Origin of the sequence: Psychroserpens burtonensis DSM 12212, from assembly GCF_000425305.1 — a bacterium.
GTDB classification, from domain to species: domain Bacteria; phylum Bacteroidota; class Bacteroidia; order Flavobacteriales; family Flavobacteriaceae; genus Psychroserpens; species Psychroserpens burtonensis.
Window position 1 is genome coordinate 206,947 of the sequence record NZ_AUDE01000006.1, and the last position, 26,415, is coordinate 233,361.

Sequence of the window (26,415 nt, forward strand, 5' to 3'; positions counted from 1 at the left end):
AAGCACTGCTAACTGAAGACTAATTACTGACTACTAATTTCTATTCTTTTACGCGTTCTTTATAAGTCCCCTTTTCGGTTTCTATTTTTATTTTATCACCTTCATTTATAAACAAAGGAACATTAACCTCTGCTCCTGATTCAACGATAGCAGGCTTTGTTGCATTTGTTGCTGTATTACCTTTGATTCCAGGTTCCGTTGATGTCACTTCAAGAACCACACTCGCTGGCATATCCACCGATAGTGGCATATTATCTTCAGTATTAATCAATACCGTAACGACTTCTCCTTCTTTCATTAAATCTGGACGGTCTAATGCCGCTTCTAATAAACGAATTTGTGTATAATCTACTTCATTCATAAAGTGATAAAACTCACCGTCGTTATATAAGTATTGAAATTTATGTGTCTCAACACGTACATCTTCAATTTTATGTCCAGCAGAGAAGGTATTATCTAAAACCTTACCTGTGGTAACACTTTTCATTTTTGTTCTAACAAAAGCAGGTCCTTTACCTGGTTTTACATGTAAAAATTCTGTAATCTTAAAAATATCATGGTTATATCTTATGCATAATCCGTTTCTTATATCTGAAGTACTTGCCATATATTATATGTTATTAAGTTGTTTTTTTATTGAGTTATTACTCAAACGCTATTATTATGTGTATTCCTTTTTCCGAAGAAAAAAAATTAATTTGATTTGAAATATCCTTTCATAATTCCGCGATGTGAATTCTTAATAAACTGAAGAATCTCATCGCGTTCTGGAGTTGCTTCCATCTCTGCTTCTATTAAATCTGAGGCCTGAGTATTATTATAATTTTTTTGATATAGCATTCTGTATATATCTTGAATTTCTCTAATTTTCTCTGTCGTAAACCCTCTACGACGCAAGCCTACAGAGTTAATACCTACGTACGATAATGGCTCACGACCAGCTTTTACGTATGGTGGCACATCTTTTCTAACTAAAGATCCACCTGTCACGAAGGCATGATTACCAATAGAGACAAATTGGTGTACAGCGGTCATTCCTGCCAAAACCACATAATCACCAACATTAATATGTCCCGCTAATGTACTGTTATTTGAAAAAATACAATTATTACCAACAATACAATCGTGGGCAATATGGCAATATGCCATAATCAAACAGTTATTCCCAATCACGGTTTTCATTTTATCTGTAGTGCCTCGATTAATCGTAACACACTCTCTTATAGTAACATTATCTCCTATTACTGTAAGCGTATCTTCGTCATCATATTTTAAATCCTGAGGTACAGCAGAAATAACAGAACCTGGGAAAATATTACAATTTTTTCCAATTCTTGCGCCTTCCATTATCGTTACGTTACTTCCAATCCAAGTTCCTTCTCCAATTGTAACATTGCTATAAATAGTTGTAAAAGGCTCTATAACTACATTCTTCGCGATTTTTGCTCCAGGATGTACGTATGCTAAAGGTTGGTTCATTTTTTAGTTTTTATTTTTACTCAAAATTAAAATGTATTCGCCAAGAATATATAGAAATGTATTACTATTTTATCTTAGCTCTGTTCATTTTTAAATGTTATTTCATCTCTAAAGTGTCATGTAATACTAAAGAAATTTTATTTGATTCGTTAAAAATACGTCAAATATAATTTTATTTGACTTTAGAAATTTGTGCCATTAATTCTGCTTCTGCACACAATTGTCCATTAGCATAAGCATAGCCTTGCATGTGACAGATACCACGACGTATTGGCGTGATTAAATCGCACTTAAATATAAGCGTATCTCCAGGCACTACCTTTTTCTTGAATTTTACTTTATCAATCTTCATAAAGAATGTTAAGTAATTTTCAGGATCTGGAACAGTACTCAATACTAGGATACCTCCTGTTTGCGCCATAGCTTCTACAATTAAAACGCCAGGCATTACTGGTGCTCCAGGAAAATGACCCTTAAAGAATTCTTCATTCATAGTCACATTTTTCATTCCTATGACATGAGAATCTGATAATTCAAAAACTTTGTCTAGTAATAAAAAGGGTTGCCTGTGAGGTAACATGTCCATAATTTGCATCACGTCCATCAAAGGCTCTTGATTCAAATCTATTTGCGGAACATTATTACGTCGTTCATTTTTTATAATTTTAGACAGTTTCTTAGCAAATTGGGTATTGATGTAATGCCCAGGTTTGTTGGCAATTACTTTTCCTCTAATGCGCGTACCAACTAAAGACAAATCACCTATAACATCTAAAAGTTTATGTCTTGCTGCTTCATTAGGATGGTGAAGCGTTAAATTATCTAAGATCCCATTTTGCTTAATTGCTATCGAGTCTTTATTAAAAGCCACTTTTAGCTTTTCCATTGTTTCTGGAGATAATTCTTTATCCACATACACAATAGCATTATTAAGATCGCCTCCTTTAATAAGACCATTTTCTAATAACATTTCTAGTTCATGTAAAAAACTAAAGGTCCTAGAGTCTGAAATATCTGCTTTAAAATCTGACATATGATTTAAGGTCGCATTTTGAGTCCCTAAAACTTTGGTCCCAAAGTCAACCATAGTAGTGATTTGATATTCTTTAGAAGGCATAACGATAATCTCGCTTCCAGATTCTTCATCAGTATATGATATTACATCAGAAACAACGTATTCTTCTCTAAAGTCATCTTGTTCAATAACACCTGCTTTTTCAATAGCTTCAACAAAAAACTTTGATGATCCGTCCATAATTGGAGGTTCTGAAGCATTGAGTTCTATAATAGCATTATCAATATCCAAACCTACTAAAGCAGCTAGTACATGCTCTGAAGTTTGAATGATTACACCGTTTTTTTCCAAACAGGTGCCTCTTTGTGTATTGGTCACATAATTGGCATCTGCTTCAATCACGGGTGCACCCTCAAGATCTACTCTTTTAAAAGAAAACCCATTATTTGCTGGCGCAGGACAAAATGTAATTGTCACCTCTTTTCCTGTATGCAAACCAACACCTTTAAGAGAAACTTGTTTCTCTATCGTTTTTTGTTTAACGTCTGTTTTAATTATTGCCATTTAGTTTTTTTTCTAAATCATTAATGGATTTAACAATCTTAGGTAAATTTTTAAAATGCACATAAGACTTATTCCAATCTCCAAATGTAAATGATGGAGACCCCTGTAATATTTCATTATCTTTTACATGTCTCCCAATGCCAGACTGTGCTTGTACGCGCACATTGTTGCCAATAGTTATATGCCCAGCGATACCTACTTGACCGCCTATTAAGCAATTTTCACCAATTTTAGCAGACCCAGCAATTCCTGTTTGAGCAGCTATAACTGTATTTTTACCAATCTCAACATTATGTGCTATTTGTATTTGATTATCCAATTTTACTCCTCTTCGTATCACTGTAGAACCTAATGTAGCTCTATCTATGGTTGTTGCAGCACCAACATCTACATGATCCTCTATAATCACATTACCTATTTGCGGCATTTTACTATATTCTCCATTTTTATCTGGAACAAAACCAAAACCATCTGCACCAATAATAACCCCAGAATTGATCACACAGTGTTTTCCTATCATGGTTTCTGAATATACTTTAGCTCCCGAAAACAATATCGTATGATCTCCAATAGTTACATTATCACCTATATACGTATTAGGGAAAATTTTCACATTATCACCAATTACCACCTGATCTCCAATATAACTAAAAGCGCCGATGTAAACATCTCTTCCTAATTTAGCAGATTCTGAAATAAACGACGGTTGTTCAACACCCTGTTTATTAAATTTCACTTGGTTATAGTATTCCAAAAGTTTTGAAAACGATTGATAAGCGTCATCAACCTTAATAAGGGTAGTTGAAATATCATTCTCGGGCTCAAATGTTTTATTAACTATCGTGATTGATGCTTTGGTAGAATATATGTATGAATTATACTTAGGATTTGCCAAAAAAGTCAAAGAGCCTTCTGTCCCTTCCTCAATTTTTGAAAGTTTAGAAACTTCAACCTCAGGATTACCTACGACCTCGCCTTCTAAAATTCCAGCTATTTGTTGTGCTGTAAAGTTCATACGAGCAAAAATAGGAAAAATGCGGAAATTATTTACAGTTGTTTGTGTTTAAAAGGTTAGATAATGAGTTGTTTCTTGTTGTGTTGTGCTTTAACGTATTTTAATTAGTCACTTAATTAGTTATTAATCCCTAAAATAATCTGGTTTTTCTTCGGAAATTCAAAAACTTCAAGATTTTATAAATTAAAAATTGATTAGCTAAATTTGCTCCTTTAGGACTTTTTAATTAAAAACTTCATTGCATTTAACGGTTTCTTATGCCTAGGTATAATTATGATCCTTTGGAAAAACCAAAACTGCAAAGAATAATCAACTACATACTGCACCTTTAAGCGGAATAACAAACACTGAATCCTATTCTTTCGGATAACAGATGTAATACTTAGTAACTGCTTTAGACAACGCTTTAATGTTGAACTGATCTGATGCCTTTGTAATATCAACCACTTTTCCAGATTTCTGCAAAATTTTAATTTTTTGTTTTTTGGATTGATACGCTAGGTTTGAGATTTCATCAATAAAGACAAAGTATGCTGCATCAGCCTTTGAAATATTATATTTCGAGACCAGATTAGTAATATGTTTATCTAAAGTTGACGGTTTAATAGGTTTATTTTTTAGTTTAATCTTCAATAAATCTCTATTAATAATCATGCTACAAAGATGACTTAAGATAAAATCATCATGATATTGCCAATCTTTCATAGCAGACACAATATCTGTATCGTCCAATCTAGAAAAGGTTTCTAAAGTATGGTCGTCAAAATTGTTACTTGTAATTTCATTCCGAAGAAAAAAAGATAGAGCATCACTTGCTCTTAAATTTACACCTTTAACAGATAACTCTTTAGCTCTCTTTAAAACCCGAGTCAGTAATTGCTCGGCTACCAAACCTGTTTTATGGAGATAGACTTGCCAGTACATAAAACGTCGCGCAACCAAGAATTTCTCAAGGCTATAAATCCCCTTTTCTTCAACAACCAGTCTATCATCAACAACATTTAGCATGGTAATTAATCGTTCGCTATTTACATTACCTTCGGCAACACCTGTATAAAAACTATCACGCTTGAGATAATCTGCTCGATCCATATCAAATTGGCTAGAAATCAACTCGCATAAAAATGGTCTGTCATACTTGCCTTCAAAAATTTGAATGGCTAGCGTTAAACTTCCGTTAAATTCTTTGTTGAGTTTTTGCATAAAACGCAGAGAAATTACTTCATGAGAAACTCCATTTACAATACTGTGTTCCATAGCATGAGAGAATGGTCCATGACCAATATCATGTAACAAAATAGCAATATAGAGCGCTCTTTCTTCCTCTTGAGAAATCATAACCTCCTTAAAACGAAGCACATTAACCGCTCTTTGCATTAAATACATGCAGCCTATAGCGTGATGAAATCTTGTATGGTGAGCTCCTGGATAAACAAGGTACGATAATCCCATTTGAGAAATCCTACGTAATCTTTGGAAATATTTATGCTCAATTAAATCAAAAATATCCGAATTGGGGATAGTAATAAATCCGTAAATTGGATCGTTAAAGATTTTAAGTTTGTTACTTGTCTTCAAACTGAAAAATTTTATACCATAAACTATGGTATCGTATTAATTATAAACAAATATACATGAACACTATAAATATTCTTTGGGTTGACGACGAAATAGATCTTTTAAAACCACATATCATTTTTCTAGAACAAAAACAATATAAGGTAACAACGTGTCAAAGTGGAACAGAAGCTATTGATATTATCGACGATACTAGTTTTGATATTGTGTTTTTAGATGAAAACATGCCTGGACTTACAGGTTTAGAAACCTTACATGAAATTAAGGAACGTCGCGCTAATCTTCCAGTCGTGATGATTACTAAAAGTGAGGAAGAATATATCATGGAAGAGGCTATTGGTAATAAGATCGCCGATTATTTAATTAAGCCTGTAAACCCAAATCAGATTCTATTAAGTTTAAAAAAGAACTTAGATCACTCTAGACTCATTTCAGAAAAAACGACTTCTAACTACCAACAAGAGTTTAGAAAGATTGCTATGGATATGTCTATGGTGAATACTTTTGAAGAATGGAGTGATTTGTACCAGAAATTGGTGTATTGGGAATTGCAACTTGAAGATATTGAAGATGTCGGTATGACAGAGATTTTGGAATCTCAAAAAAACGAAGCTAATGTTCAATTTGGAAAATTTATAGAAAAAAATTATCCAGGATGGTTTGAGCCTAATGTAGATGCACCTACAATGTCGCATAACCTATTTAGAGATAAGGTTGTACCAGAGTTAAGTAAAGAGCAGCCTACTTTATTAATTGTGATTGATAATTTGCGGTATGACCAATGGAAAGCGTTTGAACCTATCGTTAACAATTATTATAAGAAGGAATCTGAAAGTCCGTTTTATAGCATCCTACCTACGGCTACTCAATATGCAAGAAACGCAATATTTTCTGGCTTAATGCCTTTAGACATGGAGAAATTACACCCAAATCTTTGGAAAAACGACACCGACGAAGGTGGTAAAAACATGCATGAATATGAATTTTTACAAGCACAACTTAAACGTTTAGGTTTACAAAACTTAAAAACAGAATATCATAAAATCACAAATTTAAGAGCTGGAAAAAAATTAGCTGATAATTTCAAATCACTTAAGGACAATGATTTATCTGTGATCGTTTATAATTTTGTGGATATGCTCTCCCATTCTAAAACAGAAATGGATGTTGTTAAAGAACTAGCATCCAATGATAAAGCGTATCGTTCTCTAACAGTGAGCTGGTTTAAAAACTCACCATTATTAGAAATGATACAACAAGCTCAAAATTTAGGGTTTAAATTAATTTTAACCACAGATCACGGCACTATAAATGTAAAGAATCCATCAAAAGTTATTGGTGATCGTGATACAAGTTTAAATTTACGTTATAAAACTGGACGTAGTTTAACCTATGAAGATCGAGAGGTTTTAGTTGCTAAAAATCCAAAATCTATTCATTTACCTGCACTTACCATGAGCAGCTCTTTTATTTTCGCAAAGAGTGATTACTTCTTAGCTTATCCAAATAATTATAATCATTATGTAGGATACTATAAAAACACATATCAACACGGAGGCGTGTCTTTGGAGGAAATGATTATTCCATTTGTGGTCATGAATCCTAAAAATTAAGAGTAAATAACATACATTAACTCTAAAAAAATAGTCAGATAAAAGGTTATAGCTATGTGTAATTATACTCTTATATAATTTCTATAAACTCACTTTGATTCATCTCAAAAACGATAAATTACTATGCTCCAATAGTCTACGTAATGCAAATATCTTCGATGAAATACACTTTTTCTTAGTTTTTACGAATAATTATTCCTATTATTGCAATTGAAATTAAGTTATAAACCTGTTTGACCATTAAATAATGTCAAAACTATTGGAACTAGAATATCACATAGAAGACATAGAGGTTGTTGCAAAACAAATCTTAGATCATATTTCTTCAAGAACCATTCTTTTTTATGGAGATATGGGTGCTGGTAAAACAACACTAATAAAATCCTTAGTAAAATTATTGGGCAGTGATGACGACGTTAGTAGCCCAACATTTTCCATTGTAAATGAATACAATATTAAAGATAAATCTATTTATCATTTTGACTTATACAGAATTAATGATGAAGAAGAAGCCTTAAATTTTGGGTTTGAAGATTATTTATATACCGCAAATTGGCTGTTTATAGAATGGCCTCAAAATGCTCAAAATCTTTTACCAGAGGACATAAATACTATAGAGATTTTGCACAAAAGTAAGAACTCAAGATCCCTCAAATTGAGCCAAAACATAATATTAACCCAGAAAACCCGCAAAAAGCAGTAAAATATTGAAAATAAATTAGCAACCTCACACCGCATCATAGTTATAGACTACGGAAAAACCGTAATCATAAGGCGATTTTAAAGTGTTTTTTAACACTCCTTTTAACAGTTTTAGATATAAGGCATTCTTATATTTGAATAATTAATTAATTTAAATCCCTTATATTATGAATAAAAAAAAGTATGTACTCGCTATTGCAATTTTCGGAGGAATGTTATTTACTGCTCATGCAACTGATTTAATCAACCTAGATGGACAAGTTAAAACTGAAATCGACAAAAGAAAAGTTAAAATTGCAACACACGGTTAAAAAAAGCAATTCTAAAAGTATCATTAATGGGAGTATATTAGGTGTTTTAATATCTATAACTCCCATTTTTTTCTATTCTTATGTGTATGTCCCTGAAGTCAAAATCTGGGATAATTTTCTATTTACATATGACTCTGGATTTTATGAGGATGTAAGGACAAGTTTTTGGATGATAATGACGAAAATTATTCCATTATTTCTTTTATTTATATGGTTTTTCACATGTCGTCATTGGTGGTATCATTCTATTTTAGTACCAATCTCTATGTATCTGTATCAGTCGATAGGTACAATAAACGATGATGTTATATTTTTTGATAATTTTGATTTGATTTATATGTTACCCATCATGGCTATAGTCATTCCTTCAATATACCTAATAAGAGCTAAAATGTTTGATAAAATAAACGATGCCGACAAAACCATGCAAGAATTGGAAGAAGAATTCATGATGAAGCCTAAGGGAATTTGGGGTACAATTAAGCAGTATTTTTAAAACACACAGGCACTTTTAAACGTCACAATTCTTAATACTATAAATGTTCTACTATCAATTATCAAAAAGCTGTTGAATGAATTTTATATTTTAAATGTGATGTTAAACATAATACTTGCATTGATTTAAAATCCCATGAGACTATCTTTTATTTAATAAAATAGTAATAAATTTGAGGTATTTTTGATGTTGGTACTTTTATTTTGGTATCCGTCGTAAGTGCTATCTAATTTGAAAATAAAGTTATATGGACATATGACTATTCGACTTGGCAACTCAAAAAACTATAGTTACGTATACATTTCCATGATTTATTCTTGACACAAAAAAAACAGTCAATAACTGACTTAGATTTGGCTTCCTTTTTATGTAATTAAACATCTTTTACTCTTAGATGGTAATGCAGTCATAATTAAATTAGCAAAGGGGATTAAAAACAACTCCTTGCTTAATTCACTGTCATTGAGTCTTATAAAACCAAAGATAAACACAGGCATCTCTAGAAAAATTTTCAAAACTAATATAATATCATAATAAATTGCGAGTTAACTTTTTCAAAATCCAATAATGGGAAATATCAAAGAAACATGTATTTAAAATATAGAAAACAGTCTATACCAGTAGATTATTAAATGAAAAAAAATTATATTTGTACATAAAGAAACCCACTTACTCTAACATAATCGTAATTATAATGAGTAAAACAATTAATAGAATCATCCAATTATTACCTGCTCTCAAAATGAGCGCTAGACAGTTTGATCTGTCCATTGGAACTGGAAATGGTTACACATTGCGCATGCAAAAAAACAATGCGTCTGTAGGGAGTGATGTTATAGAGCGTATAGTTAAAGTATACCCTCAAATTAATCTCGTTTGGTTAATTACTGGCCAAGGTAAGATGTTTGTTGAAAATTTATTAAAACCTGAGGTGAGAACTAAAGCCGAAATTCAAGCCTATATCGATAATAAGCTCAACCAGCATTGGTCTGATGAAAAAAAAGCGTTACTTAATGAGATTTTAACGGAACTTGATAAGGCAACAAAAACAATTAATTACTTATAATCAATTGTCTTTAAAGACTCTTATTTATTCAATTTTGGTTTTAGAGGATCTCATTTTTTAAACTCCTTTTTTACATACTTATAGTGTTTATAACCAAAGCTTAACAAGCATAATCCAGATAAACATATTTATATCTTCGAAAAAAGATAAATCAATTTCATATTAGCAAAATACATCATATCCACAAAATCTTCAAATCCAAATCCACCAAATGAAAACTCAAAAAACTTAATTTTGTAATACACTCTTGCATATAATCATCTAAAAACACCGAAATATTGTCAATAAAATCAATATTTAGATTAAAACTTCTCCAGTTGAAATATATTGCAAACCAAACTTATACATAGAAAATAATGTACAAGGAATATATAAAAACTAAAATTGCAAATAATAGATAATTATTTGTAATTTGAGTTACCAATTAAAAACTCAATGAGCAAATCATTATCTCCCTTTACAAAGGCCCAACTATTACCTCAAGAAGAAATGCTTGAAGTTTATAAAAAGAAGGGTGATTTATTTATAGGCATCCCTAAAGAGACATATTTTCAAGAAAAACGAGTATGTTTAACTCCAGATGCGGTTTCAGCTTTAGTCTCTAATGGTCATCGTGTAATGATTGAGTCTGGCGCTGGCGAAGGTGCTAATTTTAAGGATAAATCTTATAGCGAAGCTGGTGCAGAAGTTACAAAAGACACTTCAAAAGTGTTCTCCTGCCCTATTCTTTTAAAAGTTGAACCACCTTCTATAGATGAAATCAAATTAATCAATCCGCAGACGCTTTTAATCTCTGCATTGCAACTTAAAACACAAAGTAAGAATTATTTTCAAGCTTTAGCAGCAAAACGCATAACAGCATTAGCATTTGAATTTATCAAAGATGAAGATGGTGCTTATCCTGCCGTACGCTCATTAAGCGAAATTGCGGGCACTGCTTCTATATTAATTGCTGCTGAACTCTTATCTAATATCAATGGAGGAAACGGACTCATGTTTGGTAACATTAGTGGAGTGCCACCTACTGAAGTTGTGATTATTGGCGCTGGAACTGTGGGCGAGTTTGCAGCAAGATCTGCTATTGGTCTTGGCGCGAATGTTAAAATTTTTGATAATTCAATCACTAAATTACGATGTGTACAATCAAATTTAGGTCGCACATTATATACCTCAACGTTACAACCCAAAAATTTATTGAAAGCTTTAAAGCGGTGTGATGTTGCCATTGGTGCTGTGCGAGGTAATAACCGGTCTCCTATTGTGGTTACAGAAGCTATGGTTAATTCTATGAAATCTGGATCTGTGGTCATAGATGTAAGTATAGATATGGGTGGCTGTTTTGAAACTAGTGAAGTTACAAATCACGACAAACCTACTTTTGATTATAATGGTGTGACGCATTATTGCGTGCCCAATATTCCTGCGAGATACTCGCGCTCTGCCTCTGTATCATTGAGCAATATCTTTACGCCTTATCTTTTAAAAATTGCCGAAGATGGTGGTATAGAAAATGCCATTCGTTTTGATCGTGGTTTAAAAAATGGGTTGTATTTTTACCACGGAATTTTAACTAACAAATCTGTAGCAGATTGGTTTGATTTAGACTGCAGTGACCTCAACCTGTTAATTTTCTAGTAAAAAGAATATCATTGTTATAAACTTAACATGTTAAAGACGCAATTACACAAGGGAATGATCAATTGCGAACAGCGTGTGACCTTTAAAAACAACAAATAAAAACACATGAAACTACTACATCGAATAGGTTACTATTTGGGAGGATTCTCCATTGGTTTAATTTTATTAGCTTTTTTTTTAGGCGGAAAAAAAACATCTTGTGATTACAGTCCTAATGCTAGAACTATCAAAAATATTAGCATAAAAGAACGCTTTTATTCTGAAGACACGCAACGTGTCATGCAAAATTATAGTTTAGATACACTTGCTGTTTCCGAATTAATAAAAACAAGTAGTGTTAACTTTTCTGAAAGTGATACTAAAGGAGATTCTTGTAAAACCTACCTTCTAGAAAATGAAATTGATGATAAAAAAGTTGAACTATGGATTAAAAATTGTGATTCTAGCGCAACTATCCAATCTATTAAAATCAATTAAAAAACCATTGCTAGTTTATTACACTAACAATGGTTTCAAACTCAATTCAACTAACTATTTTATTATCTTATTGGGATTTTCTTTATTAAACTTGTATCGTCATAGATTAATCTAACGACGTATACACCTCTAGAATAAGTAGAAACATCTAATTCTCTCGTCATTTGAGATAACTCTTCCATCTCAGATGGATTAAATGTTTCGGTATGTATAACTTTACCTGATAAATCATAAATAGAATATCCTCTAGCCGTTACAGACTGTAAACCATCTATTCTAACTTTCAATATGTCGCTCGTAGGATCTTGGTAAATCATAAAATCAAACATTTCGCTTTCAACAGGAATTTCTACTGTACTACTGCACTCTTCTACAAAAACCATAACCGTATCTTCATCACCATCCAATGCATTATAAACTAAAACAGAATATTCTGTATCCTCATCTGGAGATACTTCTATAGTTTGTGTTGTTTCGCCATTATTCCATAAATACTCACCACCACCACTAGCTGTAAGCGTCACGGTTTCTTCGTCGCATATAAATAAATCTTCTCCTGCATCTGCTTGTACTAGTTCTAATACATTTACAATAATGGCTTTGGTATCTTCACAGTTATTGATAAATCCAGTCACCTCATACGTTGTGGTACTTGACGGACTAACAGCAATGTTTGGTTGTGTAGCTCCATTATTCCATGAATAAGTATTAGCTCCAATTGCAGAAAGTGTAATAAATTCACCCTCTAAAATCATAATATTATCTCCGTTTGTAATAATCACATTTGGATTTGGATTTACACCAACTTGAACCTCTGCATCATCTTGATAAGCTCCATCAAAAACAGTAACGGTATATGTTTGAGTATTTGTTGGATTAACAGTAATGCTTTGTGTGGTTTCACCTGTACTCCATAGATAACTATCCCCTTCACTCGCTGTAAGCGTTGTTTCGTAACCTTGGCAAATCGCTTGATCTGCTCCCGCACTTGCTGTATAAATAAAAGGCTCTACAGTAACGACCAAGTCATCAATAGATTCACATTCATTAGATAAACCTGTTACCGTATAGGTCGTCGTTACTATTGGATTTACTGTTATACTGGTTGTTGTTTCACCTGTACTCCATATATATGACTCTGCTCCTGTTGCCGTTAATGTTGTAGAATCACCCTCGATAATGATAATATCATTTCCTGCGTTAGTTTCTGGTAACTCATTTACTGTTACAATAACAGCATCTGAACTAGAACAATTATTGGTAAAAACATCTACTGTGTAGGTTGTTGTTACATTTGGATTTACCGTAATACTTTGTGATGTTTCACCAGTATTCCAGAGGTATGTTGAACCTCCTGAAGCTGTTAATATCGTTTCATTTCCGAAGCAAATAGCAGCATCGTTACCTGCATCTGCAACAGGAACTTCATTTACTGTAACCGTAATACTATCAACGCCAGAATCAATACCATTGGTACTAAATGCTGTAACGGTATATGTTGTTGTTGCCACTGGCGACACTTCTATTGTAGATGTAGTCTCGCCTGTACTCCATAAATATAATACACCTCCAGATGCTGTAAGTGTTGTTGTTTCTCCGTTACATATCGTAATGTCTGCTCCTGCATTGGCATTGACATTTTCTGTTTCTACGGAAACAATAACAGCATCGCTAGATTCACATCCATTAGAGTTACCTGTTACAGTATACGTAGTTGTACTAATTGGACTTACTATAATACTGGGTGTTATTTCACCTGTATTCCACACATATGATTCTGCTCCAGAAGCTATTAATGTTGTGGAACTGCCTTCTATAATTAAGATATCATTACCTGCGTTAGTTTCTGGTAAGTCATTTATTATTACTGTTACACTATCATCATTAGAAGCTGTTGCTGCAGTATTGAAAGCAGTAACGGTGTAGGTTGTCGTTTGATTAGGATTTACCGTAATACTTGAAGATGTTTCTCCTGTACTCCATAAGTAGGTTGCACCTCCTGAAGCAGTAAGGATAGTACTTTCTCCATTACAAATTACAATATCTACTCCGGCATTGGTATTGACATTTTCTATTTCTACGGAAACGATAAGGTCATCACTAGAGTCACATCCATTAGAAGTACCTATTACGGTATACGTTGTCGTATTATTTGGACTTACGGTAATACTAGGTGTTGTTTCACCTGTACTCCATATATATGAAGCTGCTCCAGAAGCTATTAATGTTGTAGAATCGCCTTCTATAATTGAGATATCATTACCTGCGTTAGTTTCGGGTAAGTCATTTACTGTTACTATGACACTATCGTCTTCAAAGTTAGCGCCTGATGCACTAAATGCAGTAACTGTGTATGTTGTTATTTCTGTCGGAACCACAATAATAGAAGCACTAGTTTCTCCTGTACTCCATAAATATGTTGTTCCTCCTGTTGCTGTTAATGTTGTAGATTCACCATTGCAAATCTCAGTGTCAGCTCCAGCATTGGCATTGACACTGTCATCTAGCAAAAAAACGGTAACAGTATCTGTATTTTCGCAATTGTTAGTTGTACCAGTAACAAAATATGAGGTATCCAATAAGGGATTTACCGATATAGTTTGTGTTGTTTCACCTGTGCTCCATAAATAAAAGTCTGCTCCTGTTGCTGTTAATGTTGCGCTTTCGCCGTCAAATATGGTTTGATCTTGTCCTGCATCAATATTTGGAATTTCATTTACAGTAACTATAATTTCATCTGTGCTTGAGCAGCTGTTTTCAAAGACCTCTACGGTATACATTGTTGTACTATTTGGGTTTACATTTATTGAGGCTGATGTTGCTCCAGTATTCCATAAATAAGCAGTTCCCCCTGTTGCAGTTAATATAACTTCTGTGCCTTGACAAATTTCAATATCTTGTCCAGCGTTTGCAGTTGGTATCTCGTTTACAGTGATAGAAATTTCTGCTTGAGTTATACTTCCATCTGAGTGTGTTCCTGTAACCGTATAAGTTGTAGTTATATCTGGTGAAATTTCTATGCTTGTAGATGTTTCTCCTGTATTCCAAACATAAGAATCTGCTCCTGATGCTGTTAATGTTGTGCTTGAGCCTTGGCAAATCGCATCTAAATTTGATGTAACATCAACTTGAGTTCCTGTGTTATTTTGCATTTCAATATCTACACCATTCAAATAGTCTTCAACATCTGAATAGCCACTATTGTTTGTGTCTGATTGTCCGTTATTATTTAAATTGCCATAGTTATTTAATTCCCATTGATCTGGCATACCATCGCCATCACTATCATAATCGATAGGGTGTGTGTTAATTGGTATACTACTAATAGTATTTAAAAAAGCAGCTCTATGCGATGTGTTTAAAACGTTTTCTTGAGTATATTGATCTAATATATTGTTCTGTACATTGTCTAAATAAAGATCATCTAATGCATCTAACTCTTCAACTGCGTCGCCATTTGCTAATAACCGTGCATTTACCCCAACATTATATTTAATATCTTCAAAAGCGCCTGCAGCAGACTGAATCGTAAATGGATTACCAAGTTGTGTAAAAGGTGTTAATGTTCTGAAATCTTCTGTTAATGGGCTTTCATTTCCTACTCCAGAATATATTGTGCCCGACGGATTAAATCTAAAACGCCACATTTGCCAATTGTCTGCATTTGGGTCCGTGATTACATCACTAACATAATTACCTGATGTGTATATGGTTGGAAAATTTGTTGTATTTGGTAACCACAACATTCCTCTAATATCTAAATCGGCAGGAGGACTACTTCTAAAATGTACATAATAATTATTAATATGATTAGCTTCAAAACCTCCTAAAGGCACGGATAATCGAGTTCTAAAGTTCCATACTATATTATTAATCACATCAACTCTTCCGTTAGATTGAAAGTTTGGAAATCTATGACTACAATTATAGAACATATTATTAATAAAACTTAGGTTTTCTGAAATTTGAGGTTCTCCACCCATAATCATACCTGTTTTATTACTTTCAGCAAATAAATTTCTTTGCCATGTATAATTATTTCCGTTTCCACTGTTGGCATTTTCATCGGTTCCCCAAGAAAAAGAACAGTGATCAATAATGTAGTTGCTACTATTAAAAATTTCAAATGCATCAATTTCTGATGATGGATATGGAGAAAAACCTGGTCTCACACGAATATATCTCATGATAAGATTATTGACATTTTGGAACCTTAGTCTATTATTAGCTATTGTGATACCTCCAGACGGTGACGTTTGACCTGCAATTGTAATATTATCTTGATTAGTGAAATAAATCTGGCTCGTTAGATTAATAGTACCTGAAACTTCAAACGTAATAATACCTCCATCTGTACTTTTAGTATCTTCTAATGCTTGTCTAAAACTTCCGGATCCAGAATTATTTAAATTAGTTACTATATAAACAGGTTTTCCTCTTCCACCAGTCGCATATGCTCCTGCTCCACTAGCTGTTGGAAATGCCAAATCAGTTTGGGAATAAAAAGTAGTGGGAATTAAAAAAGCTACTAATAATGTTAAAATTAAATAATAAACTTGAACACCATTTACATGGTATAGAGATTTTGGGGATGTCATTTTTTATTAATTTGGGGCCTAATAGGTCAGCAACTTATATAAATAAATTCAAAAACACGTTTAAAGTATATATTATTCGTTTAACTGTAGTTTTATGAAGTAAAAAACTTACCTATTGCAATAAAGTTTTAAGGATTGTTGTTTATGTGTTGTACTAAATACGATGAAGTATAAAAAAAAGACGTTTAACAGCAAAACTTTAACCTTTGTAGGAATTTATTTTCTAAAAAAGCAATGAAGTTTAATGAAAAAAGTAACTTTGTAATAGATTAAATATGCCAACTATAGTGCTTAAATTTATAATTATCATTAGCACCTCTATAATTATTAATGAACTTAAGACAATTCATTCCGAGTTTAGAACCCATAAAAGATAAAGATTTCAATTTTACCTTTAGTGTGTTTACTCCACTTTATAATGCTGAAAAGACCATAGAGCGCGTACACCAGTCTTTATTAAATCAATCTTTCACAGATTTTGAATGGATTATAATAAATGATGGATCAAGTGATAAGTCACATGATGTTATACAAAATATTGTTGCATCTTCTCCTTTAACCATTAACTACATCAATAATGCTTCTAATAAACATAAGATGGCTTGTTTTTTTCAAGCTATTCATATAGCAAATGGACGTTTATTTCTAACATTTGATGCAGATGACGAATGTTTGCCAGATTCTTTGGAAATTTTCAATACAGAATACTACACATTATCAAAGGAGCAAAGATCGGACATCATAGCAGTGACTGGGTTATGTAAAGATCAAAATGGAAATACTATCGGTAGTCAATTTCCTTCTAATCCTTTAATTAGTAATCCTTTTGAAATTAAAGCTATTAAAAACATAAAAGGTGAGAAATGGGGTTTTACTAGAACGACCCATTTGCAGAGCATCAAATTCGACGATTGTTTTATAGTAAATGGTTTTATGATGGAAGGCATAATATGGAATCTACTGGCAAAGCATGGCTATCAGACAAAATACATCAATACTGTAGTGAGAATTTACCATACTAATGTTGCAAACTCTATAAGTTCTGTCGGTGATGATAAAACGGCTTTGGGATCTGTTGTCTATTATGTTGCTTTATACAATTGGTTTTTTAAATCCCATGCAAGGAAAGCTCCCATGTTCTTTTTCAAAAGGCTATACTTCTTACTATCGAAATCAAAATTTTTAGACTTAAACCTAAAAAACTACACAACGTCTATTGATTCATTTCTTATAAAATTTTTAGTTGTATTATTATGGCCGTTCAGAAAATTTTTTAAATAATCATCTCTAAAAACACTTAAGTTGTCATCAAAATTTTCTTTTAAAGGACTTAAACATAAATTTTTAAAAAATCCTATAATAGCAAATGTTATTACGGTTGGTATAACCGTGCTTTTTGTTAAAGGCATTGGGTTTTTTAAAGAAATTATTGTGGCTGAAAACTTTGGTCTATCCGAGTTATTAGACACATTTTTGATTGCCGTTTTGGTTCCTTCCTTTATCAATGGTGTTTTCCTGGGTTCATTTAAAAGTGTATTCATTCCTAATTATGTAAGTGAATTAAAAACAGGCAAAAATATAGGAGCATTTCAAAGTACTAGTTTTATCATTACCATTTTTGTTTCAATTTTTTTCTTTTTAATTGCTTTTCTGTTTACCGATGTTTACCTAGAAAGCTTCTTTGCAGGTCATACTCAGCAATACTACGAGCTTATTAAAGTTCAATTTTACTATGTAGCGCCTAGTATTCTTTTTTGGGGGTTTTCATCTTTGATAAGTGGCATTCTAACCATAGATGATGAATTCACCTTTTCTTCTATTTCTGCTGTATTTCTGCCTTTATCAATCATAATTTGTTTGTTCTTTTTTAAAGAAGAACTAGGCAACATTGTTTTAGCATTTGGAACATTGGTAGGTAGTTTTTTAAGCTTCCTATTTTTACTGTTTGTTGCTATAAAACGAAAGACAATACATCTAAACAAACCAGATTTTGCATCAGTAAATATCAAATTATTGTTTAAACAATTGCCCGCAAAATTAACGGCAAGTTTACTATCAGGAATCAATCCTTTGGTAGATCAGTATTTTGCTGCTCAATTAATTATTGGATCTATTGCTGCTTTAAATTACGGAATTAAAATACCTGCTTTTGCTATCGGTATTATTGGGATTGCGCTGGGTAATGTATTATTACCATATTTTTCAAAAAGTACAATTGACAATAAAAAAGAAGCGTTTAAAAAACTAAAACGCATACTGAAATATTTGATTATTGGTAGTTCATTGACAATGGTGGTATTGCTCCTACTTTCATTACCTATAATAAGTCTAGTATTTGAACGAAATGCATTTACAGCATTAGATTCTGAAATTGTTTCTAAAGTTCAGCAAATGTATCTTCTACAATTGCCAGCATATGTGACAGGGCTAATAATGGTTAAATTCTTAACGTCCATAAATAAAAATAATTTTATGGTATTAACCTCCGTAATTGTCCTTCTAATGAACTTTACTTTAAACTATATTCTTATTGATATCATGGGTATTTATGGATTAGCGCTATCGACATCTTTAGTTTCTATAGTTAACAGTGTCCTTTTATATGCTTACATTAGCCACCTAAACAAATTGCATGTTTAACGTTGTTACAGCTACATATAATAGAAAACATACACTAGAAAGGGTTTATAATTCTTTATTAAATCAATCGTATAAAGATTTCGTTTGGATCATTGTAGACGATTGCAGTACAGATAATACCTATGAACTCATTAAGGATTGGATGAAACAATCAAAGATGAGTATTGAATATCATAAACTAACTACCAATCAAGGAAAACCTAAAGCTGTAAATTTTGGTTTAGAAAAATGCACTAGAGATTATACTATAATAGTAGATAGTGACGATAGTTTTGTATCAAATACCTTTGAAGATCATAAAAATACGTGGACATCAATTGGCGCACGCGAAAACAATATTGCCGCTGTGTGGACTTTAGTTTACGATGATGACGGAAATATTAAAGGTGACAAATTCCCAGAAGATGAATGGGAAGTTAGTTTTCAGCAACGCGTTTTAAATCAGAAAAAACAACTAAAAGGCGATAAATGGCATAGCTGGAAAACAGAAATCTTAAAACAACATCCTCTGTATTCACAGCCCAATTGTCATATTGGAGAAAGCCATACTTGGAATGAAATTAACAAAAAACACGATTTTCTTTGTTTGAATATTCCACATCTTACTGCTCATTATTCTGAGATGAGTTTAATCAATTCAAAGAAATCAAAAAAACGTTTAGCAACAGGATACTATTATAGTTCATACTATGGGCTAAAGGAAGTTTCTACTTCTGAAATCATAAAACATAAGTATTATCATAATTTAGCATTTGAATATGTAAAATCAAGATTTATATTTTCAGATAAAAAACTAAAATTATCAACCGGTAAATATGTACTATCACTATTAATTTTCTTAGGATTATTACCTTTAAGACTCCTTAATAAAGTGTCATGAATATATTAAAATACATTACTTTAATAATGCTATTGTGGGGAATTCCTAGTTTTTTCTCATATAACGAAACCATTGGTAGTAAGATGAGTTATCTCACCTATGCATTACTCCTTATGTATTACTTAATGAGCTCTAAAAGAAAGTTATTGATTCCTTTTTTAGTCTTAGGTCTCTCCTATTTTTTAATTAGTGGTTCCACATTTGTAAATGATGTCAATGATTTTACATATAAGCTTATAAAATATATTATTCTTATTACTGCTGGAGCTGAATTAGCACGAAATACAACTAAGAAAGAGTTTTTTATTCTTGCCATTTTAGGAAGCTTGAGTATCCTCGTTCATGCTGTGGCGTTTCCAAATGGTTATGGTCGTTATAGCGGATTTTACTTAAACCCAAATGGTGCAGGATTTGTCTGTATTATTGGTTATTGTTTAAGTTATGTTATTGAGAATAAAAAATTGCGACTCGTCGGACAATTTATATTAACCTTTGCTGGTATTATAACCTTTTCTCGAACATTTATTTCGTTATGGCTTATAGTTAGTTTATTATCAATTTTAGCAGATAAACGAAATTCACTCACCTTTGGCCTAGGTGCTGGAGTTATTATTGTTGTCTTTAGTTTAGCTTCGATTTTAAAGCTTAATGCGGTAAGATTTTCCGCCTTTGAAGGGTTATTCACAGACCAGTCTGAATCGAGTATATCAACAATCAAAGATGGCTCTAGGCTAGATACCTGGTCTATATACTATGATGAAATAGTTGACAACCCAATTATTGGCAACGGATTTCAAATGCTAAGCGGATTAAATCCAACCAAACAAGGTGTACATAATACCTTTTTAATGGTTTTAGGCGAATCTGGAATCTTTCCATTTTTACTCATTATAGGCATTTATATGTTCATGCTAAAACGAAGTTTTGAGCAATTTAGGAAAGGTCCACACAAACTCATGCTTGCCATCACAATAGTTGGAATTTTAATGATCATGCATAATTATTTCGATAATAATTTAATTCTATTTACAACGATTTGGATATTTGTAAGATTAGAAAATACCGAAAACGAATCTAAAAAAGAAGAAGAAGAAGAAGAAGAACTAACCATTAAATCGATTTAAAATTGACTATTGTACATATAACAGGTAGTTTAGGTGGCGGTGGTGCCGAACAAATGGTGCTTCAGTTAGCAACGAATTCTAAAGATGCAGATATACCTACTATTGTAATTGCTGTTACAGATAACAATACTTTAGAACCTAAGTTTGCTAGCAACACTATTGAATATCATTTCCTTAATGTTACCTCTTATAGGAACCCTAGCTTTAAACAAGGTTTACAAAAACTCCATAATATTATAAAAGAATCTGATGATGTCGTATTTCATTGCCATGCCTATCACAGTGTCTTACTTGGTATGGTTTATAGTCGTTTTTACAAACAGACTCCTATCATATTTACACTACATTCTAGCACAGTGGAAAGCACCATCAGAAGACTCACCTTATTTGCAACTAAACCTTTCAGAAAAAAGGATATTATTTTTACGAGTAATGCGAAAAAATGGTATTTAAAAAATAGTGCTATCATACCAAATGGTGTCGATTTTGCTGGATTATACATTGATGACTCAAGAACAATTGATCCAGATAAATCATTTTCGTTTTTGTACCTCGGAAGATTAAGTGACGAGAAAAATCCATTATTTATGATTACTGCTGCTAAAGGATTAATACAAACCGGTATAACAAAATTTGTATTTGATGTTGTTGGCGATGGAAATCTAAAAAATCAACTTTTGAATGCTATTAAAACTGAAGGTCTCGATAAGCATTTTAATATTCTAGGGTTTCAAAATGATATAAAATCTTTTTTGAAAACAGCAAATTGTTTGATATTACCTTCAAAATGGGAAGGAATGCCCGTGGCGATTATAGAAGCTTCAGCGGCCAAACTACCTATAATATCTACACCTGTAGGGAGTATACCGAATTTTTTGAATAACACTAATGCGGCTTTATCGTCTTTAGATACATTTCAAGAAGCAATGGTTTCTTGCATTCAAAATTATGAAGAAGCACTAAGGAAATCCGACATTCTATATAATGAGCTAAAAACTAAATACGACATTAAAACTGTGTTCAAAACGCACTTAGAATTATATCAATGGGTCTCTAAATAATCAACGCATCTCATTTCGTAGGTTAAAACAACTTTTAATAGTCTTTTTGTACCATAAGTAGATTTAATCTCTATTTTTGTCTTGTACTTAAAACAGCTAAATTCATATTCTAGTTTATGTGTGGCATATACGGATCAACCTTAACATATAACGAGTCTCAAGTCAAAGACAAACTAAAGCGAACTGCCTTTAGAGGTCCAGACAAAATGGGTTGGCAATTCTATAAACAAAACAACCATCAAATTATATTTGGACATAATAGATTATCTATTATTGATTTGGACCTAAGATCGGACCAACCATTCACATATCATGAGTATATTCATGTTGTTTTTAATGGTGAAATCTATAATTTCAAATCTATCAAGGACACACTTGAAAAAAAAGGATATCAATTTAGAACTACAAGTGATACTGAAGTATTATGCGCTGCCTATTTAGAGTATGCTCAAGATTGTGTTGAACATCTTAATGGGATGTTTGCTTTTGTGATTTATGACGAAAAGAAGCAACTCTTTTTTGGCGCTCGAGATCGATTAGGTCAAAAGCCATTCTACTACTACCATGACGGTAAAGACTTTGAGTTTGCTAGTCAGATCTCATCCATTCAATTACATCACGATAATCTTACGGTTTCTGAGCGTTCTATTTCCTATTATCTAGCTTGGGGACACATTCCAGATCCGTTATCCATATTTAATGAAGTTAAAAAATTAAAAGCCGGACATACATTTACTTTTGATCTCAATACATGCGAATTTCAGTCTCAACCCTATTGGGATATTGATTATAAAAATGAAAAACCATTTAAAGGATCTTATGAAGATGCGAAACAAGAGCTTAATGAGATTCTAAAAGACGCAGTATCTACACGATTATTTGCGGATGTTCCTGTTGGTGTTTTTCTTTCAGGAGGCATAGATTCATCATTGATTGCAGCAACTGCAACACAAACATCAACATCTAAGATTAAGACATTTTCAGTTAAATTCAATGAAAAAGGATTTGATGAGAGTCAGTATGCACAAAAAGTAGCAAATCATCTAGGTACAGATCATCACATTATCGAATGTAACAATGATGAAGGTATTGATCTCATAGAGAACTTTTGCCATTATTATGATGAACCGTTTTCAGATTCATCAGCTATTCCATCAATGCTCCTCTCAAAATACACTAAAAAACATGTTACGGTTGCCTTATCTGGTGATGCTGGAGATGAAAGCTTTTTAGGATACCATAGATACAATTGGACTCTAAAGAAAAGTGGTATTTACAAATTGCCAAAATCAGTTAGAAAACTATCAGCAACAGCATTGAGTAAAATGCCTAATTATAAATTAAAAGTTATCTCAAAAGCACTTCGCTATTCCGATGAAAATGATTTTTACTTAAGTATCATGACCGGTGTTGACCTATCTTACATAAGAACATCTTACGATTATCATGATATAGATGAGCTTAAGTACTTAAGGCATAACCATAAAAATGTCGTAGAACGAATTAGTGATTTTGACACAAAGACATATCTCAATTGGGATATCAATACTAAGGTAGATAGAGCTACAATGGCATTTTCGCTAGAAGCACGCTCTCCCTTTCTGGACCATCGTGTAGTCGATTTTGCAAACGCACTTCCTACCGAATTTAAAATGCAAGACAACAACCAAAAACGCATTTTAAAAGACATCCTTTATCAATCGGTGCCTAAACAATTTTTCGATAGACCGAAAGCTGGATTCACGATGCCATTTGAGCGTTGGTTTAGAGCTGACTTAAAAGAATATGTATTAAGCGAACTTAATGATGAGGCATTAAAATCCATACCTTGTATTGATATTAAAAAAGTACAATTCATGATTGAACAACATATGGATGGAAGCTGGAATAGATATCCTCTTATATGGAAATTATTAGTTCTTAAACAATGGCTCAACACTAATGGAAAAGGCCTTTCTGTCGTCTAAATTGTATGGCTAACAAAATTAAAATATTATTTATTTTACCATCACTCAGACCCGGAGGAGCCGAACGTGTTGTGTCTTTTATTGCTCAGCATTTAGACAAAACAAAATTTGAACCCAAACTTCTTATTGTTGGATATGAGAAGAAGGCTGTATATTCAATTGAAAATATTGAAACCGTCTTTTTAAATAAAAGTCGTGTTCTTTTTGGAATAATTGGAATTTTCAATAACATAAAAACGTTCAAACCAGATATTGTGATGACTTCAATAGCTCACCTCACTATGGTTACTGTCCTGCAGTCTTATTTTTTCAGAAGAACAAAATTTGTTTCTAGAGAAGCTAATATTAAAAAAATAAGTCGACAATACCACAATGAAATGCCTTCCGTTATAGGCAAAATATTAAGCAACCGAAGTTATAAATTATTAGATTTAATTATTTGTCAGTCAAAGGATATGGCTAATGAGTTGATAGAGTTACATCCGATAGTTGCGCACAAAATAACAATAATAAATAATCCAATAACTAAGGTGTATGCTTCGGAAATCACTACAGCTACACCAACTAAGACAAACTACATTACTGTTGGCCGATTGCATGAAGAAAAAGGGCATTGCAGAATTCTTGAAGCCCTTAGTCTATTAGATTATGATTTTAATTATACGATTATCGGAAAAGGAACTTATAAAGACACCATTGTAGAAAAAGCCAAAGAACTAGATCTCATGGATAAGATTATATGGGTAGACTTTACCGATGTAGTACAGAAACACTTAATTGAAAGCTCCGTATTTATTCAAGGATCGTTTGCTGAAGGGTTTCCAAATGCCTTACTAGAAAGCTGTACCGTAGGAACACCTGTAATTGCCTACAAATGCTTAGGTGGAACTTCAGAAATTATAGCTACTGGCATTAACGGGTTTTTAGTAGATTCTGAAATTGAACTCAAAGAAAAATTGGTTAACTTGAAATTACATCCAATGGATAGACGTCAAATCATTACATCTGTGATGAAAAAATTCAGTCCAGAACAAATTATAGAACACTATGAAAAAACGTTCACTAATCTCGTTAGAAACTGATGCAAAAAAAACAAACCATAGATTGGCTTTTTGTGCTTCCTGATGATTTAATTGGTGGTGGAGCACAGCAAGTCTTGTTCACAATTATCAATGCCTTTATTGCAGAAGGAAAGAACTGCACTATTGTGTTTTTAATTAAAAAACATCATTATGGCTGGGAGGTTTTAGAGAACGAATGCAACATTGTATATCTAAACAACACTTCAGTTTATAAAGGGTTCTTTAGTGCTGCTAAACACATTAGAACATTAAAGAAAACACACCACATCAAACATGCTATTAGTTCTCAAGCTTTAATTAATGGTTTACTTGGGTTCCTTAAATACGTCAAAATTTTAAAAAACACAAAACTTGTACTAAGAGAATCAACATCAATATTTTTAAGATTTAAAGGATTCAAACTTCTACTCTATAAGACTGCATATGTAATAGGATATAAACAGGCAGACCTTATTGTTTGTCAAACTAGTCTAATGAAAGAACAACTTTTGAAGGCTTTACCTTGGCTAAATAAAAAAAATAAAGCAGTTATCATTCCCAATCCTGTAAACCTTGATGAAATCGATACTAAATCAAAGGAAGTAATAGATTTTGAAATTGAAAACTTTCTAGTTGCTGCTGGTAGATTTATTCCTGAAAAAGGCTTTGATTTGCTTATCGCAGCTTTTAATCAACTTGAAAACAAAAACTTGAAACTAGTCATTCTAGGAGTCGGCACAGATGATGAACACCAAAAACTCATAGATCAGATAGCATCTCTTAATTTACAAAAGCGTGTTATCCTATATGGGTATGTGAAGAATGTATATCCTATTTTCAAAAAGGCAAAACTTTGTGTTGTATCTTCAAGAATTGAAGGCTTCCCTAATGTTCTGTTGCAAATGATGTCACAAAATAGTAATGTCGTGAGTACAATTTGTGCTGGTGAGATTTCAAATATAAAAGGGGTTATTACCTGTGAAACTCACGATGAGATCGCTTTGAAAGATGCTATCCATAAAGGGCTAGAAAACACTAATGATAATAGAACTCTATATTTTAATGATTACATAAAATCAAGATCTATTGATAATTTTGTAACGACTATGCTAAACCAAATTAACGATTAG

At 32.4% G+C, this 26,415-nt stretch carries 21 protein-coding genes; 15 read left to right on the plus strand and 6 right to left on the minus strand.

The genetic code is table 11. The features are described from left to right. Positions 1-40: 40 nt before the first annotated feature. From efp to H593_RS0102495, 5 genes are all read right to left on the minus strand, one after another. Positions 41-607 carry an elongation factor P gene (efp, locus tag H593_RS0102475; protein ID WP_028870966.1) on the minus strand — a complete coding sequence of 189 codons (567 nt, stop codon included), beginning with the start codon at positions 605-607 and terminating at the stop codon, positions 41-43. 86 nt (positions 608-693) lie between these two features. Then, positions 694-1,479, minus strand: coding sequence for an acyl-ACP--UDP-N-acetylglucosamine O-acyltransferase (lpxA, locus tag H593_RS0102480; protein WP_028870967.1), 786 nt, complete (start codon positions 1,477-1,479; stop codon positions 694-696). 172 nt (positions 1,480-1,651) lie between these two features. Further along, positions 1,652-3,058: a bifunctional UDP-3-O-[3-hydroxymyristoyl] N-acetylglucosamine deacetylase/3-hydroxyacyl-ACP dehydratase gene (locus H593_RS0102485; protein ID WP_028870968.1), complete on the minus strand. Its 1,407-nt coding sequence runs from the start codon at positions 3,056-3,058 to the stop codon at positions 1,652-1,654. After that, complete coding sequence (lpxD, locus tag H593_RS0102490) at positions 3,045-4,073, minus strand: UDP-3-O-(3-hydroxymyristoyl)glucosamine N-acyltransferase (protein ID WP_028870969.1); 1,029 nt, start codon at positions 4,071-4,073, stop codon at positions 3,045-3,047. Before lpxD ends, H593_RS0102485 begins: the two co-directional genes overlap by 14 nt. 354 nt (positions 4,074-4,427) lie before the next feature. Further along, entirely contained in the window at positions 4,428-5,651 is a 1,224-nt protein-coding gene (locus H593_RS0102495; RefSeq protein ID WP_028870970.1) for an HD domain-containing protein, read from the minus strand. Positions 5,652-5,707: 56 nt separating this feature from the next. On the opposite strand from H593_RS0102495, the gene porX reads away from it, so the two are divergent. From porX to H593_RS0102530, 7 genes are all read left to right on the plus strand, one after another. Continuing rightward, positions 5,708-7,264 (plus strand): T9SS response regulator signal transducer PorX, encoded by a 1,557-nt coding sequence (porX, locus tag H593_RS0102500; RefSeq protein WP_028870971.1) that lies wholly within the window; start codon positions 5,708-5,710, stop codon positions 7,262-7,264. 247 nt (positions 7,265-7,511) lie between these two features. Next, positions 7,512-7,967 (plus strand): tRNA (adenosine(37)-N6)-threonylcarbamoyltransferase complex ATPase subunit type 1 TsaE, encoded by a 456-nt coding sequence (gene tsaE / locus H593_RS18385; RefSeq protein WP_245584995.1) that lies wholly within the window; start codon positions 7,512-7,514, stop codon positions 7,965-7,967. Positions 7,968-8,133: 166 nt separating this feature from the next. After that, positions 8,134-8,277, plus strand: a complete 144-nt coding sequence (locus H593_RS20965; RefSeq protein WP_169338343.1) for a hypothetical protein — start codon at positions 8,134-8,136, stop codon at positions 8,275-8,277. After that, positions 8,261-8,773: a hypothetical protein gene (locus tag H593_RS0102515; protein WP_245584996.1), complete on the plus strand. Its 513-nt coding sequence runs from the start codon at positions 8,261-8,263 to the stop codon at positions 8,771-8,773. Before H593_RS20965 ends, H593_RS0102515 begins: the two co-directional genes overlap by 17 nt. A gap of 694 nt (positions 8,774-9,467) precedes the next feature. Continuing rightward, positions 9,468-9,839, plus strand: a complete 372-nt coding sequence (locus H593_RS0102520) for a hypothetical protein (RefSeq protein ID WP_028870973.1) — start codon at positions 9,468-9,470, stop codon at positions 9,837-9,839. A 435-nt stretch (positions 9,840-10,274) separates the two neighbouring features. After that, positions 10,275-11,474 carry an alanine dehydrogenase gene (locus tag H593_RS0102525; protein ID WP_028870974.1) on the plus strand — a complete coding sequence of 400 codons (1,200 nt, stop codon included), beginning with the start codon at positions 10,275-10,277 and terminating at the stop codon, positions 11,472-11,474. Between the two features lie 108 nt (positions 11,475-11,582). After that, positions 11,583-11,954, plus strand: coding sequence for a hypothetical protein (locus H593_RS0102530; RefSeq protein ID WP_028870975.1), 372 nt, complete (start codon positions 11,583-11,585; stop codon positions 11,952-11,954). Between the two features lie 62 nt (positions 11,955-12,016). Here H593_RS0102530 and H593_RS0102535 read toward each other — a convergent pair whose 3' ends face one another. Then, the gene (locus tag H593_RS0102535; protein ID WP_028870976.1) at positions 12,017-16,552 is read right to left on the minus strand and encodes a T9SS type A sorting domain-containing protein; all 4,536 of its coding nucleotides are present in this window, start codon (positions 16,550-16,552) and stop codon (positions 12,017-12,019) included. A 330-nt stretch (positions 16,553-16,882) separates the two neighbouring features. Here H593_RS0102535 and H593_RS0102540 point away from each other — a divergent pair, with 330 nt between their 5' ends. The 8 genes from H593_RS0102540 (at position 16,883) to H593_RS0102575 (ending at position 26,415) form a co-directional block, all read left to right on the plus strand. Next, positions 16,883-17,833 carry a glycosyltransferase family 2 protein gene (locus H593_RS0102540; protein WP_028870977.1) on the plus strand — a complete coding sequence of 317 codons (951 nt, stop codon included), beginning with the start codon at positions 16,883-16,885 and terminating at the stop codon, positions 17,831-17,833. A gap of 21 nt (positions 17,834-17,854) precedes the next feature. Continuing rightward, entirely contained in the window at positions 17,855-19,192 is a 1,338-nt protein-coding gene (gene murJ / locus H593_RS0102545) for a murein biosynthesis integral membrane protein MurJ (protein ID WP_028870978.1), read from the plus strand. After that, entirely contained in the window at positions 19,185-20,072 is an 888-nt protein-coding gene (locus H593_RS0102550) for a glycosyltransferase family 2 protein (protein WP_028870979.1), read from the plus strand. The genes murJ and H593_RS0102550 overlap by 8 nt, the downstream gene beginning before the upstream one ends. Beyond that, positions 20,069-21,196: an O-antigen ligase family protein gene (locus H593_RS0102555; protein WP_028870980.1), complete on the plus strand. Its 1,128-nt coding sequence runs from the start codon at positions 20,069-20,071 to the stop codon at positions 21,194-21,196. Before H593_RS0102550 ends, H593_RS0102555 begins: the two co-directional genes overlap by 4 nt. Positions 21,197-21,198: 2 nt before the next feature. Continuing rightward, positions 21,199-22,257 carry a glycosyltransferase gene (locus tag H593_RS0102560; protein ID WP_028870981.1) on the plus strand — a complete coding sequence of 353 codons (1,059 nt, stop codon included), beginning with the start codon at positions 21,199-21,201 and terminating at the stop codon, positions 22,255-22,257. 116 nt (positions 22,258-22,373) lie between these two features. Continuing rightward, positions 22,374-24,224: an asparagine synthase (glutamine-hydrolyzing) gene (gene asnB, locus H593_RS0102565; protein WP_028870982.1), complete on the plus strand. Its 1,851-nt coding sequence runs from the start codon at positions 22,374-22,376 to the stop codon at positions 24,222-24,224. A 5-nt stretch (positions 24,225-24,229) separates the two neighbouring features. Beyond that, positions 24,230-25,306 carry a glycosyltransferase gene (locus H593_RS0102570; protein ID WP_028870983.1) on the plus strand — a complete coding sequence of 359 codons (1,077 nt, stop codon included), beginning with the start codon at positions 24,230-24,232 and terminating at the stop codon, positions 25,304-25,306. Beyond that, positions 25,306-26,415: a glycosyltransferase gene (locus tag H593_RS0102575; RefSeq protein ID WP_028870984.1), complete on the plus strand. Its 1,110-nt coding sequence runs from the start codon at positions 25,306-25,308 to the stop codon at positions 26,413-26,415. The genes H593_RS0102570 and H593_RS0102575 overlap by 1 nt, the downstream gene beginning before the upstream one ends.